We start from the raw sequence: 22,086 nt of genomic DNA, 5'->3' as shown, positions 1-22,086 counted from the left end.
CAAAAATTGTTATGTATAATGACGCAAAAAACCGCAAGACACTAGAGGCTCTTGCGGCTTTGGTTTATTAATAGCGAATAGCTTAATTAATTCTACAATAATTCTTTACGAAGTTGCTCTGGAGATTTCGGAGAGAGCAGACCATACGGGATGTCGAAAACGGTCTTCGCCCCAGCTTGTCCATCCTTCGAGAGCTTGTAAACTGCACGTGCATAAGCTACAAGAACACTTGCGGTAAATTCTGGATTGCTATCAAGCTTCAATCCAAATTCAATAATCTGTGTACTGTTCTCACCTGTGCGACCGCTTCTTAGCACCGTTCCACCGTGAGGCATCGCAGCGTGATTGCTCTTCAGTTCCTCTTCACTAATAAAGTTAACGGTTGTCACGTAATCCGAGAAATAGTTAGGCATTTCTTTAATCTCACGTTCGATCTTCGCTTTGTCCGCGCCTTCTTCTGCCACAACGTAGCACTCACGAAGATGCTTGTCTTTTGTAGCCAACACAGGGTTCTCACCCTTACGAACACTCTCTACTACGGATTCTACAGGAATCGTGTATTGGACACCGTTCTTAACTCCCTCAACACGACGAATCGCATCAGAATGGCCTTGGCTAACACCTTTGCCCCAGAATGTGTACTCTTTACCTTCTGGAAGAACAGCTTCCGCAAGTAAGCGATTCAATGAGAACAATCCAGGATCCCATCCAGTAGAAATAACACTAACATTTCCACCTTCTAGAGCCGCTACATTTACTTTATCGAAGTATTCAGGAATCTTCGCATGGGTATCAAAACTGTCGACAGTATTAAACAACGCCGCAAGTTCCGGTCCTTGCTCTGGAAGGTCGGTGGCCGAGCCTCCGCAAAGGATCATTACATCTATATCACCTTTGTACTTCTCAACCTCAGAAATATGAACGACACCATTACTTGCCGCCACATCGTCAGGGTTTCTTCTGGAAAAAATTGCGCGTAGTTCGAAATCGGGATTTTGTTTCAGCGCTTTTTCCACGCCACGGCCCAAATTTCCGTACCCTACGATACCTACTTTGATGTTCGATGCCACTAACATTTCCTCCTTCAAATAAAATCTAATATTCATTTTATCTTACTATCATCCATTTTTAAACATCTAACATTATAAGTAAATAACTTTTCCTACGGAGATAGTGGGGATGTACTTTTATTTCACATTATATACACATACAAATGATCTCTTAATGTGTGATATATGTCACACTATAGCTATGTTCTTTTAAAAAAAATAATTGTACAATGAGTTCTATTGTTAGATTTGTCACAGTTATTTTCAAAACTCCATGGAAAGTGAGTTGATATTACGTAAGATGTGGAAAAAATGGTCGGTCATCCTATGCCTATTTGGCTGTCTTTTTCTATCTTTGCCTGAAATGCTATCTGCTCATGCATATATCATATCTTCTTCTCCAACGGACAATGAAATTCTCACACAGTCCCCGGATTCTGTATACGTTATTTTCAATGAACCGATTGAGGCAGCGTTCCAATCTCTTACCGTCATAGGACCTTCTGGTGAACGTGTAGATCAGAATAACTCTTCGATTTCGTCGGACAACCCCGCTAAATTAAGCGTCGATCTACAGTCAGGCTTGCCAGAGGGTGTGTATAGTCTGAAATGGAAGGCTCTCTCAGGTGATGGCCATAACGTCTCTGGCACTATTGCATTCCAGATTGGCAATAAGCAGGTAGGCGAAGTCAATCAAGTTTCAAAGAACGATGGTCATAGTCTGCCTAGCTGGGATCTACTTCTCGTCCGCTGGCTTCAATACAGCGGGATGGCACTATTCATAGGGGGGCTTATATTCCACCTGTTTCTGTTACCTCATACAGAGAAGATCAAACTAAGGGGAGTTCTTCTACCGCGCAGCAAAGTCATGCTTCTTCTTGGCTTTGGATTAACCTCTGCAGGAATCCTACTGAACCTACCACAACAAGCCGCGAGTGACGCAGGTGTATCATGGAGCAAAGGATGGAATAACGAATTGATCAGTGAGACCCTTCGTGGTACTACCTTTGGAGAGATTTGGGGATATGAAGCATTACTGTTGCTAGTACTTTCCGGATTAATTTTTGGGATTATCGCTCGGGCCAAAGCCGATTCTACTCCTAGTATAGGGGACATGATCTTCACAGGATTAGCCTTCCTATGCAGTCTCGGTATTCTACTCTGCAAAGCATTCATCGGTCATGCATCCGTTGCTACATGGAAGAATGCCGCGGTGACAGCAAATTTTCTCCATCTAAGTGCCGCTTCCTTATGGATTGGAGGACTATTGTCACTTGCATTCCTGCTTCCCGGTATTGGTAGACACGGCTCAAAAGACCGAGATCTGAAACCTGTTTACTGGGAGACCATAGGGCGCTTCTCCTTACTGGCCTCGATCTGTGTTGTGATCCTTCTGGCAACAGGAATTTATGGTAGCTTAATATATGTTCCAACACCTTATGCCCTTTTCCATACGGACTACGGACAGATTCTTCTGGCTAAAGGGTTTCTAATGCTAGTCATGTTAGCTCTTGGTTTGTCTGGATTTCTGCGAGGGAGACGGAAACAAAGATCACTTGGTTCCGGCATTTGGATTGAGTTTGGTACCGGGATACTCGTGCTCTTCCTGGCCGCTATACTGGCCAACCTCCCTACTGCTGCATCGAGCCCTGGCCCCCCTATTCTTACAGGAACGGCACCAGGGGGATATAAAGTAACCGTCAATATTTCGCCTAATACCCTGGGAATGAATCATTTTAAATTAGATTTACAGGCACCAGATGGGAAGCCACTCCAGAACATTGAACAGATTACGCTCAAACTTACCTCTAAGGAAATGGATATGGGTGTTACCGAGATCACTTTCCCCGGCGATAAGCTGTATGAGGCAGATGAATTGATTACAATGGCTGGGCGCTGGAATGTCTCTGTTCATGTACTACTCAAGTCATTAGACGTTATTGATCTGAATTTACCACTAACCGTTGGCCACTAATAAAAATATGAAGAAGCAGGAGTGACATTATGAAAACCTTCAAAAACCGCCTTAGCATTCTTAGCTTAATTACACTAACCGGACTGTTATTATTCTCGGGTATAGCAAGTGCCCATGTTACGGTGAAACCTGGGGTTTCTTCTCCAGGCGCATGGGAAACTTACAGCATCAAAATTCCTGTCGAGAAAGATATCCCAACCGTTAAAATTTCGCTTAAAATACCAAGCGGTTTAGAGTTCAAACAGTACCGTCCCGTTCCCGATTGGAAAGTCGAGCTAGTCAAGGATGAGACCGGATTGGTAACAACAGTTACATGGGAAACTGAAGGCGAAGGCATCCAGCCTGAACAATTTCAGGAGTTTGAATTCGTAGCGAAGAATCCCAGCGATGAAATGAACCTTGCTTGGGATGCATACCAATATTATAGCGACGGTAGCATTGTAGAATGGACCGGTGAAGAGAACGCCGACAAACCTCACTCGATTACGAAGGTGACGACACAAGCTGTTGTAGAAGCTACAGACGGACATGACCACGACGGTGAACACACATCCGATAGCGGAATTGTTGCAAGCCCAAATGAAGGTGCTGAAGCAGCTCAAAACGGTTCGTCAACAGCAAACATATTGAGCACCGTTCTATCAGGATTAGCATTGCTTGTCTCCATTATTGCACTTTGGATTTCTCTGCGTTCCACTAAGAAGTCATCCTAATTTTATACTCTAACCACAACGAGCCTCCGAATCCCGCCAGTATAACTGGCAGATTCCGGAGGTTCGCTATTTTATCACTATACAATTGTTTATTTTGCCCCTAACGGTAGAGAATTTCCAGGGCCACTTGTATTCTTTGCCTTCTCAGGTGCGATCCCGAGCAAACACAAGAAGGCTAGTAACATACCAGCTGAGGCGCTAATAAAGAGCGCTGAATATCCAAAGGAATCAATCAACCAACCGAGCAGCGGCGGAGATGTGATCGCTGCAAGAGAGGATACGAAATAATAGATTCCCGTCCGCGTACCGATACTCTCCTCTTTGCCTGTCGATACAATCCACGGGTACGAATTAATATTGATACATGCCCAGAAGATCCCGCCAATAATAAGAAACACCCGTAGCAATAGGACCGATTCGATGAATATTAGCGAGCCGAAGATCACGACTAGGCCAACAACACCGATCGAGATAATTTTTTTCTTCCCAAACTTAGCCCCCAGCCAACCACTAGGTAATGCAAAGATAAGGAAAGCAAGAGAGAAAAAGGTCAACGAGAAGGAAGCCGCGCTATCCGACATTCCTAATTGATTTTTACCATATAAGGTAAAGAGAGCTTCAACCCCCTGATAGGCAACAAACCAGAAGAAGATGGCTGCTAGTATTAATACTGTGGTCTTGTCCAGTTGGTCTTTTATTCGTACTGGATTTTTGGGTTTTGCTTCTGAGGAGACACCGATTCCACCACCCAGAGTTATCGGTTCCTTGATCGTCGCTTTTAGCACAATCATGGAGATCAACATCACAATTCCTGCACTTAGAAACGGAAGATACGACCCCACACCATACAATTTAGAACCGATACCAAAAGCAAGCACGGAGCCAAGTCCGCCCATAAAATTAATGACTCCATTAGCCTTCGTTCGTAAGTGGTCCGGTGTAATGTCAGGCATCAGAGCAACCGTCGGAGAGCGGAATAAGCTCATGGACAAGTTCATCAGAACCATAAATATGACTAACGTAAGAAAACCCGTATGTAAGGGAATCATGGTGGCAAAGACTGCGCCAAGTGGCATACCAATCAACAAATAAGGCATACGCCGTCCGTATTTGGTATTCGTCTTGTCACTACGATGCCCAATCCATGGCTGCAAGAACATGGCAAAGTAATTATCAATCGTCATCATAAACCCGATCATTGCAGTACTCTTCAAATAGTTGTCCAGAAATAATGGAACAAACGCATTGTATAATGCCCAAGTTATACTGATGCTAAAAAAACCAAGACCAAGCAGCCAAGTCTTCTTCACCCCATCACACTCCCTGTGCTAATAATATTTCTGCCAACCGATCCGGATAATCGGTAATAATACCTGCAACACCTAATTGAATGAGTGCTTTCATCTCACTTTGTTCATTAACTGTAAACGGATGATACACGACACCCTGCTCCTTAGCTGCTGCAACAAGTTCTGGAATCACTGCATACTTGTATGCATGCAATGCATCTGCGCCAATCCGTTTTGCATAATCCCATGGCTCATACAGCCCTTCCATGTACAAAATGCCTGTACGAATTTCCGGTGCTATTTTCTTGCACTCCACCAAGGAATAATGATTGAAGCTAGAGATAATTACGCGTTCCGATAATTCATATCGCTGCACCATCTCAATGACTTTTCGCTCGATTTCCGGATACATGACGACACCATTTTTCAGTTCCAGGTTGATGATAGCCTCACCCGGCTTCACAAGCGTAAGAAGCTCCTCTAGTGTAGGAATTTGCTCTCCCCTGTAGTCCTCATGAAACCAAGAACCAACCTCATGAGACTTGATTTCCTCTAATGTCAGATCCTTCACCCAAGCTGCTACACCAGCCGTACGGTGCAGATTTTCATCATGAATCAATATAAGATGACCATCCTTCGTCATTTGTACATCGGTTTCAATCCCCGTTGCCCCAAGCTCCAAAGCGCGGGTAAAAGAAATAATCGTGTTCTCCGGATAAAGTCCTGCAGCGCCGCGATGCGCAAAGTTAATGATTTGAGTCAAAATATTGTCCTCCTCAGGTAACATGATCTTTTCTTACTATACTTGTATATTGTAAAGCCCGTATAAAGCAGAGGTGTTCTGCACCTCTACTTTACCCGTCACGCCAGCTATTTCTCCTTCAGATCTTATACCTGAGCTTTCAGCTCGTCATTTAGCCAAGCAGCTTCCACTGCAGCTCTAGAGTCATTTACAATATCCCCTGGCTTACTGGCCTTACCAATAATGTAGCCCTCAAAACCAAGACCAACAAAATCAAATGTATGTTTGAGTTGTAGAATTAATGGTAATGCTTTGATTCTCGGATTATCTCCCCCAACAACAATGACGTATGCCTTTTTCTGAGCAATCGTCCCTTTAAAATCGTAACTTGAATCACGCAGACTTTGTGACCATCGATCGATAAAATTTTTCAAAGTCCCTGAAATCCCGTACCAATACACTGGAGAAGTAAACACAAGAACATCGTGTTTCAACACTTCCCTAATAATCTCATCGTAATCGTCATCTACCGCATCAAAGCCACCCTCATCATGTCTTTGATCGTGGATCGGTAATATCTTTTTATCTCTAAGTTTAATCTCGGTATGAGGAATTCCATCCAGAACTAATTGTGCTAACCCTTCGGTGTTCCCACCGTCTCTTGTGCTGCCGTGTAAAACTGCAATACTCATGTACCGCACTTCCTTTCTCATTATGGATGTGATGTGATCCATCTGATGGAACAGCTTCCCTATTGTTATACTACGTTTTATGCAATTTATGCCAGCCCAGACTTCATGACTGGGAACCTACCCGACCAAAGTCTAGTCAACAAAACAGTCTGCAGGCCGTTATCAGACGTCTGCAATCCCGTTAGAATTAAGACATGAACAACGGACACATACTTTAAATAAATCCAATTAATCAATATATAGAAAGCGAGTGGTTAGAGATGAAAAAATTATATCGTTCTGTAACAAACAAGCAAATTAGTGGTTTATGCGGTGGAATTGCTGAGTGGTTAGGGATCGACCCGACGGTTGTACGTTTAGTCGCTGTAGTTGCGGTGATGTTCAGCTTCGGAACGGTAGTGGCCTTGTACCTGATCGCAAGTCTCATCGTGCCGAAAGAACCAACTTATGGCTTCGGACCCGATGATCAATTCTCAAGCTATTAAGATCTTAAAATCCAATACAACTAATTCTAAAGGAGCGAAATCAAATGAACCTATTCGACAGACTATCTAACTTAACGAAAGCTACACTCCACGAGGTATTGAACAAAGTCGAGGATCCAATCATGATGACAGGACAGTACTTACGTAATCTGGAAGAAGATATATCAACAGCGGAAGGCATGCTCAAACAGCAAAAAATGACGGTTAGCACACTAGAACGAAAAGCTAAAGACGCTGAGGAAGATGCGAAGAAAAGTGAACTTAATGCCCTAACTGCTCTACAAGCAGGAAATGAAAGTCTGGCTCACCAATCTGCTGCCGGTAAAATCCACTTCGAAGAGCAAGCAGCTAAATATGCAGCTGAAGCAGAGGAAGTTCGTAGCAACATTGTTGAACTAGAAATTCGCCTGCAAGAAGGCAAAGAGGAATATACTCGTCTGAAAGAAAAGCAAAGCGAATTGGCTGCTAGAGCTCGCAAAGCGAAGGAACGGGCACAAGCTGTACGCCCAAACTTCAGCCGCGGCATTGAAAGTGGAGATGCAGCTAGAGGATTCCAACGAATGGAAGAAAAGATTCTGGAGTGGGAAGCTGGCGCTGAGGTTTCCAGTCAACCATTTACGACTAGCAATAACGTTAGCTCCGCACCTGTAGAAGATGACTCGGCAGTTCGTGAAGAAATCCAGCGGTTAAAAAACAAATTGTCCTCGAAGTAATCTCAAATCATTTACCCCGTTTACTTTATATAAAGAAGAGCCCTGGACAACATCCAGGGCTCTTCCATTTAAGTATTATTTCTTCAAGTCTTTACCTGACTTGAACACTTCAGCAATCGCTCCCAAGCTACCAAGAGTCTCAATCGCATTCGAAGGAATAAAGACTTTATTAGCAGGACCTTTTGCTACTTCAGTTAGAGCTTCGAAGGAACGGTAAGCTAAGATTTCCTCAGTCAAACCGGAAGTTGCCAAGAACTCAATCCGTGCTTTCTCAGCTTCGGCAACCGACTTAATAGCTGCTGCTTCCCCGAGTGCTTCCAATTCCTGCGCTTGACGTAAACCTTCTGCTTCACGAATACGAGCTTCTTTATCACCTTCCGCCTTGAGGATCTTACTTTGCTTATCCCCTTCTGCACGCAGAATCATATCCTGTTTAGCAGCTTCAGCTTCTAGAACGATAGCCCGTTTATTCCGTTCAGCTTTCATTTGTTTATCCATCGATTCTTGGATATCAAGCGGTGGCTTAATGTCGATAACCTCAACCCGCTCAATTCTTACGCCCCACTTCTCAGTTGCTTCATCCAGGGCAACCCGGATCTCAGTGGAGATCTTTTCCCGACCGGACAATGTTTCATCCAGTTCCAGCTTACCGATAATTTGACGCATTGTAGCCGTTGAAATGTTTCTTACACCGTATACATAATCGGAAATACCATAAGTAGCTTGTTCTGGACCTACTACTTGATAGAAAATAATCGTATCAATTTGTACTTGAACGTTATCTTTCGTGATTACGGTTTGTGGAGGTACATTTGCTTGTTGGATCCGCAAATCATGATTAATACGCACCTGATCGATCACTGGAATCAAAATGTTAAGACCTGGTGTCAGCAAACGGTGGAACTTACCAAGCCGTTCTACAACCCCTACCCGCTGTTGTGGTACGACTTTAACAGTAAGCGAGATAAATACAACAACTACTAAAAGAACGATAACAATAATTGCCCATTGCATTAAATAATTTCCTCCCATCTTTGCACTTCGATAATGGTACTGCCTCGTTTCATTACACGGACTAATTCATCCTTACGCAGAGCCTCAAATGACGTAGCGCTCCACGTATCTCCCCCAATCTTCACAATACCAAATTGGCCTGGTTCGATTGGTTCGACAACTACTCCCTGCTTCCCTACTAATTCGGTACCGATATCCTGAAATCCTTTTGATGCGCGCAATCGTTTGACGAGCGGCTTGGAAAAAAAGGTCAGGACCAATGCAACCAAACAACCGACAGACACTTGCAACAGGATTCCCTCTGGAGCAATTAGTGCGATAATTGCTGCAACCGCTGCTCCCAGACTCAACCAGAGTAGGTAGAATGTTAGCGTCATCATTTCAAACACTAACAAGATTCCTGCGGCAATCAACCAAATTACCCATGCATGCATCTAATAGATGCACCACCTTTCCGCATTATAATATTAGTATACGGGTATCTAAGTAAAAAGTATCAATAAATAAAGTTTTTATGTCCTAAAACTTATCCAGAATATTAAAAATCAGGACTTTTTTACGTTTCCCCTCCCAAAATAATACATAATTTGATATTTTATGATATTAATTCAAATTGATTTGTTTTTCAAAAGGGAATTTGTCCTCTTACTGCTTCACGTCCAATTAAATCGATTTGCTCCCAGCGCCGTGATCTCCATCGATTTCTTAATAGCAAAGTTTTAATCCATTCATCACATATAAAAGCAACATATACTCCCACCATACCTAATCCGAAATACACTCCGAGTACATATGATAATGAAACACTGATGATCCAAACCGATGACACACTTATATAGACAGGGACCTTTACATCGCCTGCTGCGCGAAGTGCATTGATAAGAATTAGATTTCCCGATCTTCCCGATTCCAATAAGACTGCCAGCCATAATAAATGCACCGCTTGATTTATAATCACCTCATTATCCGTAAATAATCCAATTAAAAACCTCGAACAAAGAGCAATAAGTAGCGCGGAACCAGCTGACAATATTACGGCAGATCTAAGATACCTTTTGCCCTTTTTGTAAGCATCATCGAACAATTTGGCGCCAATGAATCGTCCAATTAATATTTCTGTGGCCAGAGCAAGAGAGATTGTGAATAGATTGTTGAACATTCCGATGTTCTGAGCATAAATTTTAGCGGATAGCGCTTGAGTACCTAAGAGAGCAATAAATGAAGTAATACATATCTGAGCCAAGGTAGAGAAGAAACTCTCCCCTGCCGTAGGAATCCCAATTTTAAGTAATGCTGAAGCATGAGTTTTAATTGTGGCGAATCTTAGCTTATTCAGCTTCCAATTAAAATCAGTTTTGACCCTAAGCAAGATGAGGAGTAGGACCAAACCAATCAATCGTGAGAACACTGTGGAGATGGCTACACCCGAAATCCCCGTAAATGGATAATCAAAGGTGCCATATAAAACGACATAATTCCCGCCCAAATGAATCACATTAATACCTAGGGCAACATACATTGTCAATCTTGTTAATCCATAGCTTCGGATAATGGTCGACATTGTTAACCTCACAGCTTCTAGGAACACAAATCCACCGGTAATCAATAAATAGGTAGATGCTTGAGGAGCTAGTTCTTCCGGGATATTCATCAGTTGAAATATGAACTTACCACCGAAAAGCAGTAGTCCACTGACCATTACTCCGAACACCATATTAAGAACAATGGCTACTGAAGCTACCTCCGTTGCTGTCTTCTCCCTTCCTGCCCCTAAATTCTGAGCGATAATTATACTCGTACCTGCTGACACGACATTAAACATTAAATTTATAAAAAATAATATTTGATTTGCTACTCCTACTGAAGCCACAGCCTGATCAGAATAATGACTTAACATAAACGTATCGATATTGCCCATAAGCATTCCTAAGAGCATTTCAACAAAGATCGGCCAAGTCAACGCAAACAATGACAGCTTATTCTCCTTATGCTTCATCTGAATTCGCCCCTTACATGATAAATAATTGAGGTCTTCATGTAATTTATTCCATTTTAACTTATACGTATAAGTATATTCACTTAATCGAATAAGTAAAGAGAGAAGATGAAGTAATATTGTTCGAATATGACCATAGTTTTAGAATCGAAATTTGTATATGATTAAAGAATGCAGCTAGTTCTGTTATTGGGGGTAGGGTAACCATATGAGAAAAGTGACCATGAAAGATATCGCACGTGAAGCTAATGTGTCTTCTGCGACGGTCAGCTATATTATCAATCAGGTCGATAATCAAACCATTTCCGAGGACACCCGTTCTCGTGTATTAGACATAGCAAAAAAATTAAATTATGTTCCTAATCTCACAGCTAGAGCCCTCGTCAAGGGGAAAACAGGACTGTTGGGACTTTTATTGATGAGGAACTCAAACGATGGATTTTGGAGAAAATTATATTGGGGGATGCTAACTGAAAGGTTAGAGTCACTCTGCAAAGAAAATGGCTATCACCTACTTGTATCATATATTGACACAACCAATCCGAGCCTCAACATTGTGTTAGAGCGTGAGTTGGATGGCGTATTTCTTGTAGATGTGAATAGCGATGTATTCAATGATATATCCCTTCATTTCCAAATGGGTGTCCCGTTGATAGTTATGGACAGCTATATTCAAGACCCACTATTTTTTAAGGTGCTTCCTGATTATGAAGATACTTTTGTTAAACTTAGAGATTTGTCCCAAATTGACATTAAACCAAGCTTTTTAGTTACTGAGTCCTTTAATAATAAAGAGCTAACTGACCATATCATTTCTTCTTCGCAAGTGCCCGCCGATTCTATTTATGTTCTGGATAACAAAAATTTACAGGGTTTGTCTTCATTCTTAGAGTCCCAACGCGGGAAAACTGGAATCGTCACCAACGAATTTATTGGAACATTAGTAGCTAACGAAACTGCTCGTCTGCAACTCGAAGTATATATTCTCTGTACTGGTGGATGTCCACATATTCTCCCACCAACCGTGAAGCCGATTCTTATTAACCCCGAAGCGGATACAGCAATACTTTCTTTTGAGTTGATGCAGCATCTTTTGCAAACTCCTATCCCTTCGATGGTTACTAATAGCAAGGAAGATCCCGCCTCACACTTCATCTTTAGTAAGTTTATGAGGCCGTAGAACAAAGACGATTTCGTGTAAAGGTGAACACTGGAGAAACTCCAGTCCTATCACCTTAATCCAGGCATTCAAGCCATTTGGTGCTGTCCTTTAGGTTCAGCGCACTTTTTTTATTCCCCGCTGTGCAAACGTTTGAATTTTTCTAAATCCTGGGTTATTATAAATATAAAAAAGCGTTTCCACTACCAAAGGAGATCGTTTATGAAAAATCGGAATCATATTATCTTTCTTAAACAGACATTCAGATCGATTTTGAGCGTAGCTTTATTTTCAACCCTAGTTATGGCCTTATTGGCAAGCTGCTCTGGCGGAACTTCTAACTCCTCTTCAAACGAATCGAACCCATCAAATTCTCCTCAAACGAACCTCACAGAAAATCAGAATGCAGCTTTGACGACGACAACTACATCAGCACCTGTAAATCAACCATCGACTGTTTATTATGAGATTTTCGTTCGCTCTTTCTATGACTCCGATGGTGACGGAATTGGGGATTTCAAAGGACTGACGGAGAAACTTGATTACCTGAATGATGGTAATCCAGACACGAACGACGATCTCGGCGTCGGCGGAATTTGGTTAATGCCTATTAATCCTTCACCTAGCTATCATGGTTATGACGTCACCGATTATCGTGAAATCAATCCTGATTATGGAACGATGGAAGATTTCGAGGTGTTTATTAAAGAGGCACATAAACGAGGCATCAAAGTCATTATGGATTTAGTTGTTAATCATACAAGCAATCAAAATCCTTGGTTTATTGAATCGGCCAAGGACAAGAACAGTAAATATCGTAACTGGTATGTGTGGGCCGAAGACAATAAGCGAAGTCTTGCTGGAACCAGTGCTGCTGGCAGCGGCAATCCTTGGCATACTCCAGAGGGTCAGGATGAGCATTATCTTGGCACCTTCTGGGCAGGCATGCCAGATCTGAACTTTGATAATCAAGAGGTTCGTGACGAAATGAAGGATATCGGCAAATTCTGGCTAGATAAAGGATTGGACGGCTTCCGGGTAGATGCTGCCAAGCATATCTATGAAGATTTGCTGACTGACAAGAGCCAGGCAACAACAGACAAGAATGTGGCTTGGTGGCAGGAGTTCCGCAGTAGCCTGTTGTTGACCAAGCCAGACACTTATCTTGTAAGTGAAGTATGGGATAAGGGCATTGTGACGCTAGCCTCCTACCTCAACAATGCATTTGATTCCAGTTTCAACTTTATTTTGGCTGAGACGATGATCCAGTCGGTTAAATCCGAACGAGACAGTAATATCGGCTTTACGCTTGAGCGTACCTATAACCTGTATGCCGAGAAATCGGGAGGGAAGTTCGTCGATGCAACCTTCCTGACGAATCATGATATAAATCGAGCGATGAGCCAATTGGATGGAAATATCGATCATGCAAAAATGGCCGCTAGCCTCTTGCTGACCCTCCCTGGAAATCCATTTATCTATTATGGAGAAGAAGTCGGGATGCTTGGGGTAAAACCAGATGAAGCGATTCGAGAACCGATGGTTTGGTCCAAAGACGCCAATGCACCAGGGCAAGCTACTTGGGAGCTATCGGTGAACAATCAAGGGAAGGCAAGAACTAGTGTGGAAGAACAGCTGACGGATCCTAACTCCTTACTATCTCACTATCGACAATTAATTTCCTGGAAGAGTTCTATCCCTGCTCTAAGAGACGGAGGAATCAGGGAATACACTGTAGATAACTCCAGTATTACGGCTTATATCCGGCAAAGTGACCAAGATACCGTACTCGTTGTTCATAACCTGTCCGGTGCTGAACAAACTGTAGAACTTTCTCAGGGTACCGAATTTGGCGAATTTAAAAGTGTCTTGAAAACAACAAAGCAAGAGGCTAAGCTAGATGGAAAGAAACTAACACTTCCGGCTTATACAACAGTTATTCTCCAATAAAATGTAAATAACTGTAGTGTTACTCAAGAACAACAAGGGGCTGTTCCCTGGTCTATAAAGACCTATGGGAGCAGCCCCTTACTTATGCGAGCGAAGTTCCGAATCCATGGCCCTTTTTACGCAGGTACATCTTCTTCACCATGATCTGATAACACAAGTGACATATTTACAGCTTGGTCTATATGGAATGAATTCAACGATTGATTAAGCGACTCCGCTAATTCCTCTAATCGGTTGGATAACGTAACAAGCTCTTCACTAACTTTATACTGATCCGATGACATCGAGGCTACTTCTTGCGTTGATGCATTGCTCTGCTCTACTACTGAGCTTACGTTCATGATGAATTCACTAAGCGACACTTGAGAGGCCATCAGTTCATGAACAGAGGTGGATGAGCTTTGAATATCCTCTACGAAGTTTTCCATTTCACCAGTCACATTCTGAAAGATGGAACTAACCTCTTTAACGGAGCTTAATTGTTCAGCAAACATCGGTGTTATACTTTGTAACACATTCACCGTATGCTGAATCGCGTCTTGAATTTCCTCGGTTATCGTGGATACAGTCTGAATTGAATTATTGGATTGAACTGCAAGATTACGTATTTCTTCTGCAATGACCATAAACCCTTTACCGGCTGTTCCCGCTCTCGATGCTTCTATGGATGCATTAAGAGATAAGATGTTGGTCTGCTTCGTCATTTCTACCATTGGTGCCAATATACTTCGGATCGAGTATGTACTCTTATTCAGCTTATCGGAGTTTTCCTCAATTAATCCAGTCATACGTGTTACCGCCTCGGTCTTGCCAACTAATTGCTCCATGTACTCTTTACCTTGGCGGCTAACTTCAATAACGCGTTCAACGGATTGATTCATCGTATCATTCATTTTTACAACTTTATTCATTTGACATCCGATGTTCTGGGCAAGCTCAGATCCTCTTTCCGCTTCGTTGGCCAAGCTGGTTGCACCATTAGCAATTTCTCCAGTAGCTACAGAGATTTCACCTGCTGTCTGCGATGTGTTCTTAGATGCCTTAGCTAAATTCTCTGCAGTCGTTAGCAACTCCTGAGTTGAGTGGTTCGTCTTGTCCACCAAGAGCGAAATTTGTTCCAGCATTTTATTGAAGCTGTGTCCTAATCTTCCTATTTCATCTCGCCCTTTAAAATTCGCCCGAACCTTCAGGTTCCCACGTTCTCCTTCTTCCATTAAACGGCACAGCTTTTCCATCGGCTTACCAATGATTCGAATCAAATAGTATCCGATAAGTAGAGCTACAACAATGGCGAGCAGTAACACAGATAACATCACATAGATTAGTTTATCCGCCGCACTTAAGAAATCGCTTTCAGGTGCATATCCAATGATTCGCCAATTAGCTACATTTAGAGGCTGAAACACCACCAGTTGCTTAACACCTTGCTCGTCTTCCTTGCTAAATGAACTTTGCTCACTCTTTAACAAGTTATCATCTAGGCCAATAAATGATTTTGACTCTAAGAGTTCATTGTTTGGAGCATGAACAATCTTATTATCTGCTGTAAGAATACGTACTTCACCTGAATTACCAATCTTGAGGTTGGACAATAAGGTTCCAAGTGATTTCTCTTTAATTTCTATTAAAAGAATGTACTCTGCATCCGGATCCTTCATATTCCTCAGTAATCTTCCCATCGTTATCGTCGGTTCGCTATAAGCATCGAAAAAGCCCTGCTTAAGCGCTGGAAGCCATATGGGGTCACCTGCAGCATCAAGTACCTGCTTCACTCTACCTTCGACAACTTCATCTGAACGAATACCACTGATGCCAGTAGACTTGTAAGACCTCGTCTCCTCTAGGCTCTTACTGACAAGTCTCACTCCCAGGAGTCGGTCATCAGCCGCTCTCAGAGAATCCAACTTCTTATTGATCCGTCCCTCTGCTTGGGTCTTTGTCACGGTGTCGATCTCTTTCCGATTGACGATCTCCAGGTCACTCTTTAACGTTTGATCTACAGCTAACTGTCTTGAAATTGATTCATACTGAGTAAATAAGAAATCAAGCTTGTCCGCAGCTTGTTCAATCGCTTGACTCGATGCCATCCCGACCTGACCACGAATGATTTGTTTGGATATAAGATAAGAACTTAATCCCAAAACCACCGATAATAATACAATAGCTCCAAATATAATAACGAACATTTTCATCCCGACCGACTTAAATTGAACAGGGCCCCACAGTTTCAATGCTTGTCTCCCCCTTCTTCATGGGTATATTCAGTCAGAAGCATGATAAAAAGCTTATAAAAATGGTATAGCCTCCCGCAAATGCCGAGACTATACCATTAGTGTCTTTACCCTTTATGATAAATCCTCTATGTTGTGATCATTAACCTTTGCTGGCGCCGGATGTTAGACCGTCTACCAATAAACGCTGTAAGAACATAAATAATATTGTAATAGGAACTGCAATCAGAACCGCTCCGGCAGCAAATAAGGTGAAGTTGGAGTTCTGGTTCGCATTTACCATGTCCCACATCCCCACGGCAAGTGTCCATTTTTCCTTGGTCCGTAGAACAAGCTTAGCGAAAATGAAATCTACCCAAGGGCCAACGAACTGCGTTAATGCCATATAAGTTAGTATTGGTTTGGATAAAGGTAAGATGATCTTGGTAAATACAGCAAAGTTAGTAGCACCATCAATTCTAGCCGCTTCGTCAAGAGACCGTGGGATCGTATCAAAGAATCCCTTGGCGATCAAGGTTCCCCCTAAGGGAGCACCTGATGCATACACGATAATCAAAGCGATATGTGTATCTAGCAGATTCAGCTCTTTCAGCAGCAAGAAAATCGCGATCATACTCATAAACCCTGGGAACATCCCCAGAACCAAGACCGTTGACAACGCCGTCTTACGACCGCGGAACCGGAATCTAGATACGGCGTAACTGGTAAGCAGGGTAAGAAGAACCCCCAATAACATTGAGAAAATAGCAACCTTCAATGTATTCATATACCATTGGCCAAATAGGACACTCTGAGACGTGAATAACTCAGAATAATGTTTGAGTGTATAACTTTCTGGCAATAGCGTCTTACTATACAACGACTTCCCCGGTCGTACTGAGCCTAATATAATCCACAAGGCTGGGTAGATTGCACCAATCGCCAAGATAACTAGGACAATGTAGCTTGCAGTTAAACGTAGAAAGTTTCTCATCTTTAGTCCACTCATTGGATCATATCCTCCTCTTTAAACGACGCAGTTCGGCGATAATTGTATATCGAGAACGAGGCGATGATTAAGAAAATAATGATACCAACAGCGGAAGCCATGTTGTATTTGTTCTGAGTCAATGTTAACTTATACAGCCAAGTTACCAGCAAGTCGGTAGCCCCTGCATACTGATAATCACCCTTGACCGGATCTCCCCCTGTTAATAGGAAGATCATATTAAAGTTATTGATATTACCAGCAAACTGCATGATCAGAGTTGGAGCTGTTGTGAATAGAATCATCGGCAGGGTAACGATCTTAAATTTCTGGAACCCCGATGCACCATCCACCTCAGCCGCTTCGTACATATCTCTTGGTATTGTAGTCAGTACGCCCATAATAAGTATCATGGAGACAGGAATACCAACCCACATATTAACAAGGATTACTGTTACCCTAGCCCAAAATTCATCTGTCAGCCACGGTAACCCTCCAAGTCCAAAATACTGAAGGTACTGATTTACGGGTCCGAATTGACCATTAAACAAATTTCTCATCACAAGCAATGAGATAATCTGTGGGATTGCGTAAGGAAGAATAAGAATGGTTCTCCATACCCCTTTGAAGCGGATCCCCTTTTGATTAATGAGCAATGCGACGAGCATCCCTCCGAAATAGGTGGTGATCGTAGATAAAATCGCCCAAATAATTGTCCAAGTCAATACGCCATAGAAGGTATGACTCCATGTTTTAAGTGCTAATAGATTTCTAAAGGTACCAAATCCGACCCAATCAACGAGCATTGCAGGTGGAATATGCTTCGGCGCAGAGTAGTTCGTAAATGCTAATAACACCATAAAAATGATCGGCATTATCGTGAAAAATAAAATTCCTATAGCTGGAATACTTAAAAATGCAACAGCAAACTTATAGTCCAATACATATCTTATCGATTGTCTGAAATTGTTAGCTCGCTTACCGAGCTCTCTTTCATGTCCTACCTTCCTAGCATCTCTGACATTCATTACATAGACAATAATGAATACGACTAAGAACAATAACGTAATCAAGCTTGAAATTAAGATAAAAATGGAGTGGTCCCCGTCCACCCACTTGCCTTTTACGAGCATTCTCGGGGTATCCCCAAGTGTGACAATTCCCCATAAAGCTCTTGGCAAGTTATTAATTAAGTAGGTAACGCCGAATACTTCAAATATTAAAAAGAGTAGTCCTTTGATGAATTGTCGATTGTATAATTGTCCCAATCCCATACATAGTATCGACAGTACAGTTGCCTTGTTCCGATGTCGGTCCATTGCGATTCCTTCCTCTCCCCTGTGAAATCGAGGAATTACCCGCCGCACTTAAGCGGCGGGTAAAACAATTCCGCTTGGGTATTGTCTCTTCTAATTACTCAGCAGCCCCGTTATTCAAATCTGTAATTTGTTTGATCGCTTTTTCCATAGCTGTTTTTGGATCGGCCTTATTGTTCCAAATCTCTGGAAGAGCCGCATTTACAGGAGCCCATACGTTGGACATCTCTGGAATGGAAGGCATCGGCTGAGAATTTTTAGCTTGCTCAGCAAATCCGGATACGAATGGATCATTCTTGATTTGATCTGATTCAAGTGCTTCAAGGTTGGTAGGAATTGAACCCACTTTTTCGTTCAGAAGAAGTTGTGCATTCTTATCCGAAGCAAAGTTTGCGAACAATTTTGCTGCATTTGGATATTTCGTAAAGGAGTTAACTACATAGATTTTCATACCTGAGAACGTAATTGCTGTTTTGCCAGCAACAGTCGGTACAGGTGCAACTCCAAGATTATCACCTAAAGCTTCTTTGTAACCAGCGAGTTCCCAAGGACCATTGATATCCATAGCTACATCGCCACTGTTGAACAAACCACGTTTGATATCTGGGTTAATATCCCCACTCTTAATTGGAAGAATATCAACTAGACTTTGATACACTTTCAAGCCTTCAATTGCACCGTCATTAGCGAGTCCCATATCATCTTTGTTTGTACCGTTGTTACCGAAGAGGTAACCACCAGAACTAGCAATGAATGGATAGTTAAAGTACATGTTGCCTGTTTCCCACATTAATGCATACTTCTTATTCTTCACATCGTTATATGTTTTTGCGAATGCGATAACATCATCAAAAGATTTCGGTGGTTCTGGTAAAAGTGATTTGTTATAGAACAGCGCTGTTGTTTCTGCTGCTCTCGGATAGCCGTACAATGTGCCGTCATATGTGGAAGCAACAATAGAGGATTCCGTATTGTTCTTTGTTGTTTCTTCGGCGAACACATCGTTAGCGAGTAGCAACCCTGAAGTTGCAGCATTACCCAAGTGGTCATGCGGGATAATGAGAACATCGGCAGCAAGTCCTGAAGGGCCGTCAGTTGTAAGTCTACCCACTTGATCTGGTGGTGCAAGTTCTTCTACTTTTACCTTAACGCCATATTTTTCTTCAAACTGTTTTACGATTTCATTTGTAAAAGCCATTTCGTCTTTACTTTCCCAAATGAATAATTCCGCACCATCTTCAGGCACAATCGCTGTATCATCTGCAGCTGGCTCATCGGTTGCCGGCGTATTACTCTCAGTTGCATTCGTTGCTGCTGGAGCATTCGTGGCACTGTTTGCATTGTTGGTCTTCGAGCCGCAAGCTGTAATAGAAATCATCAGCGATACTGCAGCAACCAGAACCAGTAGCTTTTTAAGTTTCATAAAAAATAACCCCTCCCTTAATGTATACATCCATCTTTTTTTCAAGGAAAATGCGCAAACGATTTCATAATTTCTGAAAGGATTCTGTATTTTCGTGAAATACATCCAGATTTTAGGTTGGAAAGCGCTTTATCCCTGGGAACATCATACAACACAGACTCACCTTTGTAAAAACGTTTGCACATGTCGTTTTTAAACATATTTCCATAATTTTCTCTGGATATCTTTAACATGCTCTCTTAATCGCAATATATCTAATTTTCGTACTCAAAAAATGCTAGTCATTTGCTCGATAAAACTTCTACTTTTTCCTTGTATATCAATACTTCCGAGCGATTCACTAGAACTTTGGACTCCCTGCTCAAAATAAACAATTTTATAACTTGTGCAATGGTTTGAACAATGTTATACTCCGAGCAAAGATTGGGTATTTTAAACAGTTGATTATCTCTTTTCTTCGGATATAAACTGAAAGGCAATGTTATCGAAAGGTACGCTCTCGGCCTCAGTTTCTCGGCCTGGGTGTGCCTTTTTATTTATCACACGAAATATAGGAGGCAATATGTAATGCTGCTAGAAGCAATTTATCATCGACCTAGACTCAATTGGTGTTACGCCTACGATCGTGAAACGATCCACCTTCGTCTACGTTCCAAGAAAAATGATCTTACTGAGGTATTTACTTACGCAGGAGACAAGTATGCGTGGGAGCAAGAAACAGCGTTGATTCCTATGAAAAAATTTGTTTCAGACGAAATGTTTGACTATTGGGAATGCTCGGTGAAACCACGGTTTCGCCGTTTAAAATACGCTTTCTTGTTACAATCGGGACAAGAGCAAATGTGGATGTCCGAAGACGAATTTACACTAACACGCCCAGCAACACCTAATCGTCTATTCGAATATCCCTACATTAACCCTTCCGATATTTTCACAGTACCCGAGTGGGTTAAAAATGCTATCTTTTATCAAATTTTCCCGGAGCGCTTCGCTAATGGAGACCCTGGAAATGATCCAGCAAATGTACTTCCTTGGGGTGGCCAACCTGAACGTAATAACTTCTTTGGCGGTGATCTGCAGGGAGTTATTGATCATTTAGATTATTTAAGTGAGCTTGGTATTTCAGCCATTTATTTCACGCCAGTGTTCACTGCAACAACCAATCATAAGTACGATACCGAAGATTACACAACCATCGACCCTCATTTCGGTGATGTAGATACGATGAAAAGACTCGTTACTGCATGTCATGAACGGGGTATTCGCGTGTTGCTAGATGCCGTGTTCAATCATTCTGGTAAAACATTCGCTCCATTTGTCGATGTATTGGAAAAAGGAGAACACTCCCTCTACAAAGACTGGTTCCATGTACATACATTTCCTTTGGAAGTGATCGATGGCGTACCTACCTACGATACCTTTGCTTTTGAACAAGCAATGCCTAAGTTAAACACAGGTAATCCGGAAGTAAGGGACTACTTGCTTCAAGTAGCACAGTTCTGGATTACTGAAGTAGGTATTGATGGCTGGAGGCTTGATGTTGCAAACGAAGTTGATCATAAGTTCTGGCGGGAGTTCCGTAATGTCGTGAAAAAAGCTAATCCAGAAGCCTATATCCTTGGAGAGGTTTGGAATGAATCATCGAGTTGGTTGCAAGGAGACCAATTTGATGCTGTCATGAACTATCCTTTTACAGAAGCTGTGTTGGATTTTGTCGTACGTAGAACACTAGATGCGCAAGGTTTCTCTCATGCAATTGGTAAACAATTAGCTAGGTACCCCCAACAAGCAACCGAAGTCGCCTTCAACTTATTAGACAGTCATGATACTCCGCGACTGTTAACCTTATGCGAAGGAAATAAGGACAAAATGAAATTGGCATCTGTATTCTTGTTTACTTACACTGGAACGCCTTGCATCTTCTACGGAAGTGAAATCGGGCTCGATGGTGGACAAGATCCGGCATGCCGAAAATGCATGCAGTGGGACCCATTGTTACAAGACCGCGATTTATTCATGTTCTTTCAGAAGATGATCGCTCTTCGCAAGCAGCTTCCTTCGCTACGCACAGGTTCATTAAAATTCCTCATGGCGGATGAGGGTGGAACAAAACTCGCTTATGAACGCAGGTTAGGAGATGAAATCGTGCTCGTGCTGCTTAACAATGACAGTACTGCACAAACTTTTGAAATACCCCTGGAACAAACAGGCTGGATGTGTGCTACTGGGACTGAGGACATGACTCTTACTGAGGATAACAACACATTACAAGTTAAGCTCTCAGCTTACGGATATGCGATATTAAAAGCAAATAAATAAGCGGACTTCACCATAAGAAAAGCAGGCATCTATCAATAAGGATAGACACCTGC

General features: G+C 42.2%; 18 protein-coding genes. 7 read left to right on the top strand and 11 right to left on the bottom strand.

Features of this window, described 5'->3' with window-relative positions:
- Positions 1-92 precede the first annotated feature (92 nt).
- Positions 93-1,070 carry a diaminopimelate dehydrogenase gene (locus tag IEW05_RS22670; RefSeq protein WP_188542148.1) on the bottom strand — a complete coding sequence of 326 codons (978 nt, stop codon included), beginning with the start codon at positions 1,068-1,070 and terminating at the stop codon, positions 93-95.
- 280 nt (positions 1,071-1,350) lie between these two features.
- Between IEW05_RS22670 and IEW05_RS22665 the strand changes: the two genes are divergently transcribed.
- On the top strand, positions 1,351-3,024 hold the full coding sequence (locus IEW05_RS22665; protein ID WP_194434157.1) for a copper resistance CopC/CopD family protein: 1,674 nt from the start codon (positions 1,351-1,353) through the stop codon (positions 3,022-3,024).
- Between the two features lie 29 nt (positions 3,025-3,053).
- On the top strand, positions 3,054-3,737 hold the full coding sequence (locus tag IEW05_RS22660) for a YcnI family copper-binding membrane protein (RefSeq protein WP_188542146.1): 684 nt from the start codon (positions 3,054-3,056) through the stop codon (positions 3,735-3,737).
- Between the two features lie 89 nt (positions 3,738-3,826).
- On the opposite strand, the gene IEW05_RS22655 is transcribed toward IEW05_RS22660, so the two are convergent.
- The 3 genes from IEW05_RS22655 to IEW05_RS22645 form a co-directional block, all read right to left on the bottom strand.
- Positions 3,827-5,047, bottom strand: a complete 1,221-nt coding sequence (locus IEW05_RS22655; RefSeq protein ID WP_188542145.1) for an SLC45 family MFS transporter — start codon at positions 5,045-5,047, stop codon at positions 3,827-3,829.
- A 4-nt stretch (positions 5,048-5,051) separates the two neighbouring features.
- Positions 5,052-5,789, bottom strand: coding sequence for a glycerophosphodiester phosphodiesterase (locus tag IEW05_RS22650; protein ID WP_188542144.1), 738 nt, complete (start codon positions 5,787-5,789; stop codon positions 5,052-5,054).
- Between the two features lie 125 nt (positions 5,790-5,914).
- Positions 5,915-6,460, bottom strand: a complete 546-nt coding sequence (locus IEW05_RS22645) for a flavodoxin family protein (protein WP_188542143.1) — start codon at positions 6,458-6,460, stop codon at positions 5,915-5,917.
- A 260-nt stretch (positions 6,461-6,720) separates the two neighbouring features.
- Between IEW05_RS22645 and IEW05_RS22640 the strand changes: the two genes are divergently transcribed.
- Together IEW05_RS22640 and IEW05_RS22635 are read left to right on the top strand one after the other, a co-directional pair.
- Positions 6,721-6,945: a PspC domain-containing protein gene (locus IEW05_RS22640; protein WP_188542142.1), complete on the top strand. Its 225-nt coding sequence runs from the start codon at positions 6,721-6,723 to the stop codon at positions 6,943-6,945.
- 44 nt (positions 6,946-6,989) lie between these two features.
- A complete protein-coding gene (locus IEW05_RS22635; protein ID WP_188542141.1) occupies positions 6,990-7,658 on the top strand; it encodes a PspA/IM30 family protein in 669 nt (222 codons plus the stop codon).
- Positions 7,659-7,733: 75 nt separating this feature from the next.
- Here the strand turns inward: IEW05_RS22635 and IEW05_RS22630 are convergent, their stop codons facing one another.
- The 3 genes from IEW05_RS22630 to IEW05_RS22620 form a co-directional block, all read right to left on the bottom strand.
- The gene (locus IEW05_RS22630; protein WP_188542140.1) at positions 7,734-8,672 is read right to left on the bottom strand and encodes an SPFH domain-containing protein; all 939 of its coding nucleotides are present in this window, start codon (positions 8,670-8,672) and stop codon (positions 7,734-7,736) included.
- A complete protein-coding gene (locus tag IEW05_RS22625; protein WP_188542139.1) occupies positions 8,672-9,106 on the bottom strand; it encodes an NfeD family protein in 435 nt (144 codons plus the stop codon). Before IEW05_RS22625 ends, IEW05_RS22630 begins: the two co-directional genes overlap by 1 nt.
- Before the next feature lie 191 nt (positions 9,107-9,297).
- A complete protein-coding gene (locus IEW05_RS22620; RefSeq protein ID WP_188542138.1) occupies positions 9,298-10,668 on the bottom strand; it encodes an MATE family efflux transporter in 1,371 nt (456 codons plus the stop codon).
- Positions 10,669-10,876: 208 nt separating this feature from the next.
- Between IEW05_RS22620 and IEW05_RS22615 the strand changes: the two genes are divergently transcribed.
- Both IEW05_RS22615 and IEW05_RS22610 read left to right on the top strand, forming a co-directional pair.
- Positions 10,877-11,848 (top strand): LacI family DNA-binding transcriptional regulator, encoded by a 972-nt coding sequence (locus IEW05_RS22615; RefSeq protein WP_188542137.1) that lies wholly within the window; start codon positions 10,877-10,879, stop codon positions 11,846-11,848.
- Between the two features lie 201 nt (positions 11,849-12,049).
- Complete coding sequence (locus IEW05_RS22610) at positions 12,050-13,777, top strand: alpha-amylase family glycosyl hydrolase (RefSeq protein ID WP_229753684.1); 1,728 nt, start codon at positions 12,050-12,052, stop codon at positions 13,775-13,777.
- 116 nt (positions 13,778-13,893) lie between these two features.
- Here IEW05_RS22610 and IEW05_RS22605 read toward each other — a convergent pair whose 3' ends face one another.
- The 4 genes from IEW05_RS22605 to IEW05_RS22590 all read right to left on the bottom strand — a co-directional run bounded on the left by IEW05_RS22605 (position 13,894) and on the right by IEW05_RS22590 (position 19,714).
- Positions 13,894-16,008 carry a methyl-accepting chemotaxis protein gene (locus tag IEW05_RS22605; RefSeq protein ID WP_229753682.1) on the bottom strand — a complete coding sequence of 705 codons (2,115 nt, stop codon included), beginning with the start codon at positions 16,006-16,008 and terminating at the stop codon, positions 13,894-13,896.
- A gap of 142 nt (positions 16,009-16,150) precedes the next feature.
- A complete protein-coding gene (locus IEW05_RS22600) occupies positions 16,151-16,996 on the bottom strand; it encodes a sugar ABC transporter permease (RefSeq protein ID WP_188542136.1) in 846 nt (281 codons plus the stop codon).
- Entirely contained in the window at positions 16,993-18,294 is a 1,302-nt protein-coding gene (locus IEW05_RS22595) for a carbohydrate ABC transporter permease (RefSeq protein ID WP_188542135.1), read from the bottom strand. Before IEW05_RS22595 ends, IEW05_RS22600 begins: the two co-directional genes overlap by 4 nt.
- A 94-nt stretch (positions 18,295-18,388) precedes the next feature.
- The gene (locus IEW05_RS22590) at positions 18,389-19,714 is read right to left on the bottom strand and encodes a sugar ABC transporter substrate-binding protein (RefSeq protein WP_188542134.1); all 1,326 of its coding nucleotides are present in this window, start codon (positions 19,712-19,714) and stop codon (positions 18,389-18,391) included.
- Between the two features lie 567 nt (positions 19,715-20,281).
- Between IEW05_RS22590 and IEW05_RS22585 the strand changes: the two genes are divergently transcribed.
- Complete coding sequence (locus tag IEW05_RS22585; RefSeq protein WP_188542133.1) at positions 20,282-22,033, top strand: alpha-glycosidase; 1,752 nt, start codon at positions 20,282-20,284, stop codon at positions 22,031-22,033.
- Positions 22,034-22,086: the final 53 nt, after the last annotated feature.

Origin of the sequence: Paenibacillus segetis (genome assembly GCF_014639155.1) — a bacterium.
Lineage (GTDB): Bacteria > Bacillota > Bacilli > Paenibacillales > Paenibacillaceae > Fontibacillus > Fontibacillus segetis.
This window is presented reverse-complemented; position numbering and strand designations above follow the sequence as displayed.

What these genes read in the sequence shown, in the direction of transcription:
- IEW05_RS22660 (WP_188542146.1), top strand. Translation starts at nt 3,054, where the DNA reads ATGAAAACCTTCAAAAACCGCCTTAGCATTCTTAGCTTAATTACACTA.
- IEW05_RS22640 (WP_188542142.1), top strand. Translation starts at nt 6,721, where the DNA reads ATGAAAAAATTATATCGTTCTGTAACAAACAAGCAAATTAGTGGTTTA.
- IEW05_RS22610 (WP_229753684.1), top strand. Translation starts at nt 12,050, where the DNA reads ATGAAAAATCGGAATCATATTATCTTTCTTAAACAGACATTCAGATCG.
- IEW05_RS22630 (WP_188542140.1), bottom strand. Translation starts at nt 8,672, where the DNA reads ATGCAATGGGCAATTATTGTTATCGTTCTTTTAGTAGTTGTTGTATTT.
- IEW05_RS22615 (WP_188542137.1), top strand. Translation starts at nt 10,877, where the DNA reads ATGAGAAAAGTGACCATGAAAGATATCGCACGTGAAGCTAATGTGTCT.
- IEW05_RS22595 (WP_188542135.1), bottom strand. Translation starts at nt 18,294, where the DNA reads ATGGACCGACATCGGAACAAGGCAACTGTACTGTCGATACTATGTATG.
- IEW05_RS22585 (WP_188542133.1), top strand. Translation starts at nt 20,282, where the DNA reads ATGCTGCTAGAAGCAATTTATCATCGACCTAGACTCAATTGGTGTTAC.
- IEW05_RS22645 (WP_188542143.1), bottom strand. Translation starts at nt 6,460, where the DNA reads ATGAGTATTGCAGTTTTACACGGCAGCACAAGAGACGGTGGGAACACC.
- IEW05_RS22635 (WP_188542141.1), top strand. Translation starts at nt 6,990, where the DNA reads ATGAACCTATTCGACAGACTATCTAACTTAACGAAAGCTACACTCCAC.
- IEW05_RS22620 (WP_188542138.1), bottom strand. Translation starts at nt 10,668, where the DNA reads ATGAAGCATAAGGAGAATAAGCTGTCATTGTTTGCGTTGACTTGGCCG.
- IEW05_RS22590 (WP_188542134.1), bottom strand. Translation starts at nt 19,714, where the DNA reads ATGAAACTTAAAAAGCTACTGGTTCTGGTTGCTGCAGTATCGCTGATG.
- IEW05_RS22600 (WP_188542136.1), bottom strand. Translation starts at nt 16,996, where the DNA reads ATGAGTGGACTAAAGATGAGAAACTTTCTACGTTTAACTGCAAGCTAC.
- IEW05_RS22665 (WP_194434157.1), top strand. Translation starts at nt 1,351, where the DNA reads ATGTGGAAAAAATGGTCGGTCATCCTATGCCTATTTGGCTGTCTTTTT.
- IEW05_RS22625 (WP_188542139.1), bottom strand. Translation starts at nt 9,106, where the DNA reads ATGCATGCATGGGTAATTTGGTTGATTGCCGCAGGAATCTTGTTAGTG.